Origin of the sequence: Streptomyces sp. FH025, from assembly GCF_017427025.1 — a bacterium.
Taxonomy (GTDB): domain Bacteria; phylum Actinomycetota; class Actinomycetes; order Streptomycetales; family Streptomycetaceae; genus Kitasatospora.
This window is the reverse complement of sequence record NZ_JAFLNG010000011.1, coordinates 24933-32898: the sequence shown is the minus strand read 5'-3', so window position 1 is coordinate 32898 and position 7966 is coordinate 24933. Positions and strand designations below refer to the sequence as shown.

The following is a 7966-nucleotide window of genomic DNA, read 5'->3' as shown; positions in this document are numbered from 1 at the left end:
CACCGTGGTCCACCCCGGCGGCCGTGAGGTCCACGCAGGCGCTCTTCCACGACGTGGCGGACCGGGCCACCCCCCTGGCCAAGGACCGCGGGCAGCACGAGGCCGTCGTGCTGCTGCGCACCGCCGGCCCCGTGCTGCGGCTGCTGGGCCGCGAGTACACCGCCGCGGGGCTGCGGCTGGAAATGCCCTACCTGGACGGCCGGGTGGTCGAGGCCGTGCTGTCGGTCCTCCCCCACGAGCGGTACACCCCGTGGCGCTACAAGCCGGTGCTGGCCGCCGCGATGCGCGGCCTCGTGCCCGACGTCATCCTGGACCGCTCCACCAAGGGCGACTACGAGGAACCCGTCGACCGCGCCCTGCAGGAGCACGTTCCCGACCTGCTGGAGCTGTTCGCGGACTCGCTGCTGGCGCGCCGCGGCCTGATCGACGTGGCCGAGCTGCGGACCACCCTGTACACGCCGCCGCACATCGAGGACGTCTGGACGGCCCAACTGGAGGCGACGGTCGGCGCCGAGCTGTGGCTGCGGGAGATCGCGGCCCGCCCCAACGGCGGCCCCAACGGCGGCGACCGCCGCCCCCACCGTCCTGAAGAGTCCTGAAGAGGAGGCGCCGTGACCAGTCCACCGTGCGCGCTGCCGCCCCGCATCCGGCTGCCCCTGCACCAGCGGGTGCTGCCGCTGATCGCCGTGGCCATCGCCTGGCCGCTGGCCAAACTGCCACCCGGACGCCTGCGCGCCGTCCTCGAACTGCTGCGCCGCGGCGCCCGCCCGGGCACCGCCGCGCAGGCCTCCGCCGCCCGTACCGCGGTCATCGCGGTCAGCCTGAACTGCGCCGTCCACAGCTGCGTGCAGCGCTCGGTCGCGGCGGCCGTCCTGTGCCGCTTCAAGGCCGTGTGGCCCACCTGGCGCGCCGGCGTGCGCACCCCGCCGTTCACCGCCCACGCCTGGATCGAGGCCGACGGCCGGGTCATCGACGAGCCCTACCCCGACGGCTACTACCGGCCGCTGCTCACCGTCGCCCCCGTACCGACCGGACCGGCCCGACGACCCGCCGAAGACCGCCCCCGAACCCCCGGGAGGACCACATGACGCTCCACCTGGCCGCCCACACGCTCGCCACCGACACCGACGACGGCGCGGTACTGCTGAGCCAGCGCACCGGGCACTACTGGCAGCTCAACCCGACCGGCGCCTACGCACTGCAACTCCTGCTGGCCGGCTGCCCCACCGATCAGGTGGCCCAGGAGTTCGCGGACCAGTTCGGCATCGCACCGGCCCGAGCTCGCGAGGACATCACGGCGATGACCGAACAACTCCTGGCGTCCGGACTGGTGGAGGCCGGCTGATCCCCGGCCCGCCCGCAGTACCCCGCACGGCGCCGGCCGGCGCGCCCGGAGCCCGTTCGTCCACAGTGACCCGGGCGACGGGCTTCGGAAGGAACGGCGCACGCGATGCTCCGACACCTGTGGACCCTGACCCGCGGGCAGCGGCTCGCCCTGGGCGCCGCCCTGCTCCTCACCCTGGCCGCGGCCGCCCTCGGTCTCGCACAACCCCTGGCCGCCAAGCGGGTGGTCGACTCCCTCACCGCACACCGGCCGCTCCTCGCGCCCGTCGTCCTCCTCGTCCTGCTGTTGCTGACCCAGGCGCTGATCGGCGCCTTCGCCTCCTTCCTGCTGGAACGCACGGGCGAGCGGGTCGTCCTCGGCCTGCGCACCGGCCTGATGGCACACCTGCTGCGCGTCCAGATGCAGGCCTACGACCGCCTGCGCGTGGGCGACCTCATGGCACGCGCCTCCACCGACGTGGCCGTCCTGCGCGAGGCGCTGACCCAACTCTCCGTCCAGATCGCCACCAATCTGTGCCTCGCCCTCGGCAGCGCCGTCGCCATGTTCGTGATCGACCCCGTCCTGATGCTGCTCATCCTGGGCGTGCTGCTCTTCGGCTGCCTCGCGATCAGCGGGCTGTCGGCACGGATCGGCCGCACGTCCAAGACCCTGCAGACGGCCGTCGGAGCGATCTCGGCCGGGCTGGAACGAGCCCTGGCGGCCCTGCGCACCGTCCGGGCCAGCCGCGCCGAACAACGGGAGACCGAGCACCTCACCGCACTGGCCCACCACGCCTACGACGCCGCCGTGCGCAGCGCCCGGCTCGTGGCCGCCGTCGCCCCCGCCGCGCAGATGGCCATGAACGCCGCCTTCATCCTGGTCCTGCTCGTCGGCACGGCCCGCGTCGGCCAGGGAGCCCTCTCGCTGGGCGCGCTCGTGGCGGTCCTGCTGTACGCCAACCAGCTCGCGGGGCCCGTCACCGAGCTGATCGGGGGCGTCGCCCTGCTGAACAGGGCCAGGGGCGCCTCCGAGCGCGTGCAGGCGCTCTACGCGCTCCCCACCGAGGACAGCACCACCGGCCCGAGCGGCCCCGCCACGCCGCGTGCCCCGGCGACCGCGACCGCGACCGCGACCGCGCCGCTGGAGATCCGCGACCTGCGCTTCGGGTACACCCCCGACACGCCGGTGCTCCAGGGCCTGTCGCTGACCGTTCCCCACCACGCGCTCGTCGCCCTCGTGGGCCCGTCCGGGGCCGGCAAGTCCACCGTCTTCGCCCTGATCAACCGCTTCTACGAGCCGTGGAGCGGCACCATCCGCATCGACGGTCGACACGCCGGGGACCTCAGCCTCACCCAATGGCGCTCGCGCATCAGCTGGGTCGAACAGGACTGCCCGATCCTGCACGGCACCCTGCGCGACAACCTCCGCTACGCCGCCCCGGAGGCCGCCGACGACAGCCTGTGGCGGGTCCTCGACCTCGTCAACCTCACCCAGAAGGTCCACCGCCTGCCGGCCGGGCTGGACACCGAGGTCGGCGAGCGGGGCGCACGCCTGTCCAGCGGCGAGCGCCAGAGGATCGCCATCGCCCGAGCGATCCTGGCCCGCCCCCGGCTGCTGCTGATGGACGAACCCACCGCCCACCTCGACCCCGCCAACGAGGCCGCCCTGACGGCCACCCTGCACAACCTGCGCCAGGAGTGCGCCCTGCTCGTCATCGCCCACCGGATGTCCACCATCGAGACGGCGGACGCCGTCGTCCTGCTCGCCGACGGCACGGCCCAGGCCACCGGGACGTACACCGAACTCCTGCGCACCCACGCGGGGTTCCAGCGCCTGGTCAACCACCGCGCCGGCACGGACGGCGCCCACCACACGTGGCGGCCGGGCGCCCGCTGACGCCTCCGGCCCGGTCCGCCGCGCTGACGGGGTAGGCGATCGATGCAGCCGGGCAACTGCTGGGTGAGTGGCTGGACGGCCTTCCGGAGAGGCAGTACCAGGACATCGCGAGCGCTCCGTTCGCCGTCCGGTTCGAGGGAGCCCTGTTCGGCCTGGTCTTGGAGGAGGACGAAGACGAGGAGCACGACGAGGAAGACGATGGCGTGTGGGCGGAGTTCCATCCCAATGGCCTGGGCATCCAGGCTCCCTGGGACGGCTGCTACGACACCTGAGCCCGCGCTCTCGCTGTCGCTGCTCGCGAACCGGCGCATGCTCGACCACGCCGAGGGCCCCTCCGCGCGGGTGGCCCAGCAGGCCTTCATGCTCCGGATGTGGGTGATCGACCGGTTGGGCCCCGACGACACGGACCCCGACTGGAGTCCCGAGGCGCTCGCGTCCGACACGCTCGACGCACTGGCCTTCACGCCCTCACAGGCCGCTGCTCTCGCCGAGGGCTGGCGCGACCTTCCGATCGGGCAGATCCGCGAGCTGCGGTTCCACAAGAACCTGACGGCCCATCTGGAAAGCCTGGTCGGCTACTTGGCGCCCGGCCCCGTCCGTGAGCGACTCGTCGCCTGGACCGCGACCCGGCCGCTCCTGCCCTGACCAGCCCCGGCGTTCAGGTCGCCTCAGCTCAGCAGCGGGGCGGGGTCTCCCCCGAGTTCGCGTACGAGATCGCCGTACCCGGAGAGGTTCGTGGCCCGAATGAGACTGCCCACTGCCACGCCCCGTGTCGCGTAATGTCAAGAGATTGTCGTGAAAAGACAACACCTCCGGCCGTGCGACCCGCGACAGTGGATCCATGACCACGAACCGCACCAGCGTCCTCATCATCGGCGCCGGACTGTCCGGCATCGGGGTTGCGTGCCGCCTGCGCCGGGAGTTTCCGGATCGGGACTTCGCGATCCTCGAACGCCGCGACACCATCGGCGGCACCTGGGACCTCTTCCGCTATCCCGGCGTCCGCTCGGACTCCGACATGTTCTCCTTCGGCTACGAGTTCCGCCCGTGGGACGAGCTCAAGGTGCTCGCCGACGGCGGATCGATCCGCGACTACATCTCCGCCACCGCCGAGGAGTACGGCGTCGACGAGTCGATCCACCACGGGCTCAAGGTCCTGACCGCCGACTGGTCGAGCGAGCGACAGCAGTGGACCGTGACCGCACTGCGCGAGGCGACCGGCGAGACGGAGACGTGGGCCTGCTCGTTCCTCGTCACCTGCACCGGCTACTACGACTACGACCAGGGCTACCTGCCCGAGTTCCCCGGCGCTCAGCGGTTCGAAGGCACCCGGATCCACCCGCAGCACTGGCCGGAGGACTTCGACCACACCGGGAAGAAGATCGTCGTGATCGGCAGCGGCGCCACCGCCGTCACCCTCGTCCCGGCGATGGCCGACAGGGCGGAGCACGTGACGATGCTGCAGCGCTCCCCGTCGTACGTCTTCTCGCTGCCGTCGATCGACAAGATCACCGCGTGGCAGAGGAGGTTCCTGCCGGGCCCCCTCGTCTACCGGATGACCCGCTGGCGCAACATCGAGCTGCAGCGCGCCATCTTCAAGATCTCCCGGCGCTTCCCGCAGCCGATGCGCAGGCTGTTGCTGGCCGGTGTGCGCAGCAGGGTCGGCAAGGACTTCGACATGACCCACTTCAGCCCGAAGTACGACCCGTGGGACGAGCGGCTCTGCGCCGTGCCCGATGGCGACCTCTTCACGGCGCTCCGTGAGGGAAGGGCCTCCGTCGTCACCGACACCATCGAGACCTTCACGGCCACGGGCATCAGGCTCGCTTCCGGTCGGGAGCTCGAGGCGGACGTCATCGTCACCGCCACCGGCCTGAACCTCCAGGCCCTCGGCGACGCGTCGATCAGCGTCGACGGCGAGGTGCGCGACCTGCACGACGTCTGCACGTACAAGAGCGTCATGCTCGAGAACATCCCCAACCTGACGTGGGTCTTCGGCTACACCAACGCCTCGTGGACCCTGAAGGTCGACCTCGCTGCCGCCTACCTGGTACGGCTGCTGAAGCACATGGACGAGACCGGCCGCACCGTTGCCGTGCCCGTCGACCGCGCGGCCAACGCGACCGACGACGGCGTCGTCGACGAGCTCTCGTCGGGCTACATCCAGCGCGCGAAGGGCGTCATGCCGCGCCAGGGACGCGACTTCCCGTGGCGGATGGTCATGGACTACCGGCACGACAGGAAGGTCCTGCTCTCCGACCCGATCGAGGACGGCATCCTCGAGTTCCGCGGCGCCCCGGGAGACTCCCGGGCGCCGGCGTGAGCCGGCGTGAGCCGGCGCCCTCGCCACATCTGTTCGCAGCACCTCGGGAGTTTCCGGATGACCAGCCAGATCGTCGTCTTCGGTGCCACGGGGTCCGCCGGCAACCTCGCCGTCGAATCCCTGCTCCGCCGCGGCATCCGCCCCGTACTCGCCGGCCGCCGCACCGAGGAGCTCGCCGTACTGGCAGCGGCCCACGGAGGACTCGACTACCGCACTGCCGACGTCACCGACCCCGCGACGGTGCGCGCCCTCGTCTCCCCCGGTGACGTCCTGGTGACCACGGTCGGCCCCTTCGAGCGCTACGGGTTGGGTCTGCCCCCGACCTGTGGGTTTCCGGCCGCTACACCATCGCAGGGCACAGAGCGGGTACAACGCTCAGGGCCCGCTCGATCGCGACCGCCGTCGTGTCCTCGTCGTCCGGCCACAGGGTGGACCGCCTGGATGTGACCGTTGGGCTTTGGGGCAGATCCACACGTCCGTCCACGCCGGGGGATGGCCAGGCCCTTGAGGCGGGACTGGGCATCGTGGCCGCGCAGTGCCGTGCCCGTCGCGTCGTGGTAGAGGAAGCCGCGCCCGTGCCGAACGCGGCGCCAGCCAGGTCGTCAGGCGGGTCATCTGTCCACGACAGGGAATTCAGGAGCTGCTCGGGGCCGGTCCGCCTGGGGTCAGGAAGTCCCGCATCCGCTCGGCGGCCGAGCGCTCGGGGGGCGGTAGGCGGTCCGCCGGGCGTTCGCTGGGCGGCTGGTGGCGGGGCCGACCGGTCGAGGCTTCCTTGGTCTCCCGGGCTCTGGCCGCGAGGTCGCGCAGTTCGGCCTCGCTCGCCACCGCCCGTACGGCCGGGAAGAGCCGCGCTTCCTCGTCGCCGGCGTGCCGCGTGACCTCCTCGGCGAGCCGGGCGACGAGCCGGTCGAAGCGGGGCGAGGTGACGTGGGTCGGGCGGAGTTCCTCCAGCAGCGCCTCCACCGCTCGGTGGTCGGCGAGTTCGCGTTCCACCACGGCCGGCCCGTCGGCCAGCCGGTCGCGGGCGAGCGGATAGAGGTGTTCCTCTTCGGCCTGGGTGTGGCGGACCAGTTGGTCGGTCACGAGGTCGGCCAGCTCCTTGCGCTGCGGGTCCCTGCTGGGGATGCCGCTGAGTTCGCTGAAGTGGACCAGCACGGATCGGTGGTCGGCGGTCAGCTGTTCCAGCAGGTCTTCGTCGTGGTGCACGGCGGATGCTCCGTTCTGTGTCCTTGCCGGGTACGGCGGCCGACCCGCCGCCGATGCGGTGAAGGCCCGTCTCCGTGGCGGGTTTCCGCCGCCCCTGCGTGTCCCCGGGAGCTCCGGAGCCAAACGGTCGTCCGTGACTCAGCGCGCGTCGGCCGTCCCCGCCCGGGTGCGCAGCGCGGCGTCGATGCCCAGCAGGAAGTGTTCGAGGTCGTCCGGGCTGCGTGATGTCACCAGCCGCCAGTCGTTGGCGTCGTCCGTGACCAGTGGTTCGTCGGCCCACGTGGCGCCGGCGTGGCCAGGTCGGTGCGCAGCGACGGGTAGGACGTGAGCCGCTTGCCGTAGGCCACGCCCGCTTCGGCCAGCAGCCAGGGACCGTGGCAGATGGCGGCGACCGGCCGTCCGGCGGTGGTGAAGGCGAGGACCGTGTCGACGGCCGCTTGGTGGAGCCTGAGGGTGTCCGCGTTGATGGTGCCGCCCGGGATGAGCAGCAGGTCGTAGCCGGCGGCGTCGACCTCGTCGAGGGTGAGCGTCGGGGCCACTGTCTCGCCGGGTTCCTTGTCCCTGACCAGGGTGCCTATCCCCTCCGGTTCCGGGGCGGCGACGTCGACGTGGAAGCCGTTCTCGCGCAGGTGCCGCACGGGAACGAGCAATTCGTCCTGTTCGACGCCGTAGTTCGTCACGATCACCAGGACCTTGCCGTGCTGGGTCATGTCTCCTCCTGGTCCGCGGGATTCCTCGGGTACGCGTACGAGTACCCCGGCTCGGCGGGTACCCATCGGGCCCCGGGCCATGCCGGAACGGCGGCTCCTGATCCGGCAGGGCCCGGGCCGTCGAGGCCGCCGGGGGGGTGTTGTCCCGGGTCCTCCGGGCGAGACCCCTGACAGGCCGCAGCCCTGGAGGGCCCGGCTCGTTTTCGGGTCCTCCGATGGTCAGGGCAGGGGCTGGGCGTGCAGGCAGGTATGCCGGCCGGGGCCCGCGGGGTGGCAAGCGGGCGGGCGGCTTCGCCCGTGATTTCGACGCGGAGGGTGCCGGCGGAGTCGGCGAACACCGGTCGGCCGTCTCGGGTGGTTTCGCCGCTGGCGTGGACGATGATGACTTCCGGCGGGGCGTGACCACCGGGGACGCCGGGAAGGGTGACTGCGTAGCGTGACGCGGTGTTCATGGTCGTCCCGGCTGTCGGTGGCCGTCGTGGAGGGCCGCGTGGACGCTGTCACGGA

At 72.0% G+C, this 7966-nt stretch carries 9 protein-coding genes and 2 pseudogenes; 7 read left to right on the top strand and 4 right to left on the bottom strand.

Annotation, left to right across the window (positions count from 1 at the left end; translation table 11 throughout):
- From J0670_RS01665 to J0670_RS01635, 7 genes are all read left to right on the top strand, one after another.
- Nucleotides 1–599: asparagine synthase-related protein (locus J0670_RS01665; protein ID WP_243436369.1), on the top strand; the 599-nt coding region annotated here is incomplete at its 5' end.
- 12 nt (nt 600–611) lie between these two features.
- Complete coding sequence (locus J0670_RS01660) at nt 612–1088, top strand: lasso peptide biosynthesis B2 protein (protein ID WP_207808843.1); 477 nt, start codon at nt 612–614, stop codon at nt 1086–1088.
- A complete protein-coding gene (locus J0670_RS01655) occupies nt 1085–1345 on the top strand; it encodes a lasso peptide biosynthesis PqqD family chaperone (RefSeq protein ID WP_207808842.1) in 261 nt (86 codons plus the stop codon). Before J0670_RS01660 ends, J0670_RS01655 begins: the two co-directional genes overlap by 4 nt.
- Nucleotides 1346–1450: 105 nt before the next feature.
- On the top strand, nt 1451–3220 hold the full coding sequence (locus J0670_RS01650) for an ABC transporter ATP-binding protein (RefSeq protein WP_207808840.1): 1770 nt from the start codon (nt 1451–1453) through the stop codon (nt 3218–3220).
- Nucleotides 3221–3529: 309 nt separating this feature from the next.
- On the top strand, nt 3530–3865 hold the full coding sequence (locus J0670_RS01645) for a hypothetical protein (protein WP_207808839.1): 336 nt from the start codon (nt 3530–3532) through the stop codon (nt 3863–3865).
- Between the two features lie 196 nt (nt 3866–4061).
- Nucleotides 4062–5543: an NAD(P)/FAD-dependent oxidoreductase gene (locus J0670_RS01640; protein WP_207808838.1), complete on the top strand. Its 1482-nt coding sequence runs from the start codon at nt 4062–4064 to the stop codon at nt 5541–5543.
- A gap of 57 nt (nt 5544–5600) precedes the next feature.
- Nucleotides 5601–5990: an NAD(P)H-binding protein gene (locus J0670_RS01635; RefSeq protein WP_207808837.1), complete on the top strand. Its 390-nt coding sequence runs from the start codon at nt 5601–5603 to the stop codon at nt 5988–5990.
- Nucleotides 5991–6034: 44 nt separating this feature from the next.
- Here the strand turns inward: J0670_RS01635 and J0670_RS40455 are convergent.
- From J0670_RS40455 to J0670_RS40450, 4 genes and pseudogenes are all read right to left on the bottom strand, one after another.
- Nucleotides 6035–6079 (bottom strand): annotated as a pseudogene (locus tag J0670_RS40455) (hypothetical protein); the annotation flags it as partial.
- Nucleotides 6080–6176: 97 nt separating this feature from the next.
- Nucleotides 6177–6749: a hemerythrin domain-containing protein gene (locus tag J0670_RS01630; protein ID WP_207808836.1), complete on the bottom strand. Its 573-nt coding sequence runs from the start codon at nt 6747–6749 to the stop codon at nt 6177–6179.
- A gap of 138 nt (nt 6750–6887) precedes the next feature.
- Nucleotides 6888–7459, bottom strand: a pseudogene (locus tag J0670_RS01625) (type 1 glutamine amidotransferase domain-containing protein).
- Nucleotides 7456–7911, bottom strand: coding sequence for a DUF6296 family protein (locus J0670_RS40450; RefSeq protein ID WP_374223049.1), 456 nt, complete (start codon nt 7909–7911; stop codon nt 7456–7458). The pseudogene J0670_RS01625 and the gene J0670_RS40450 overlap by 4 nt, the downstream one beginning before the upstream one ends.
- Nucleotides 7912–7966: the final 55 nt, after the last annotated feature.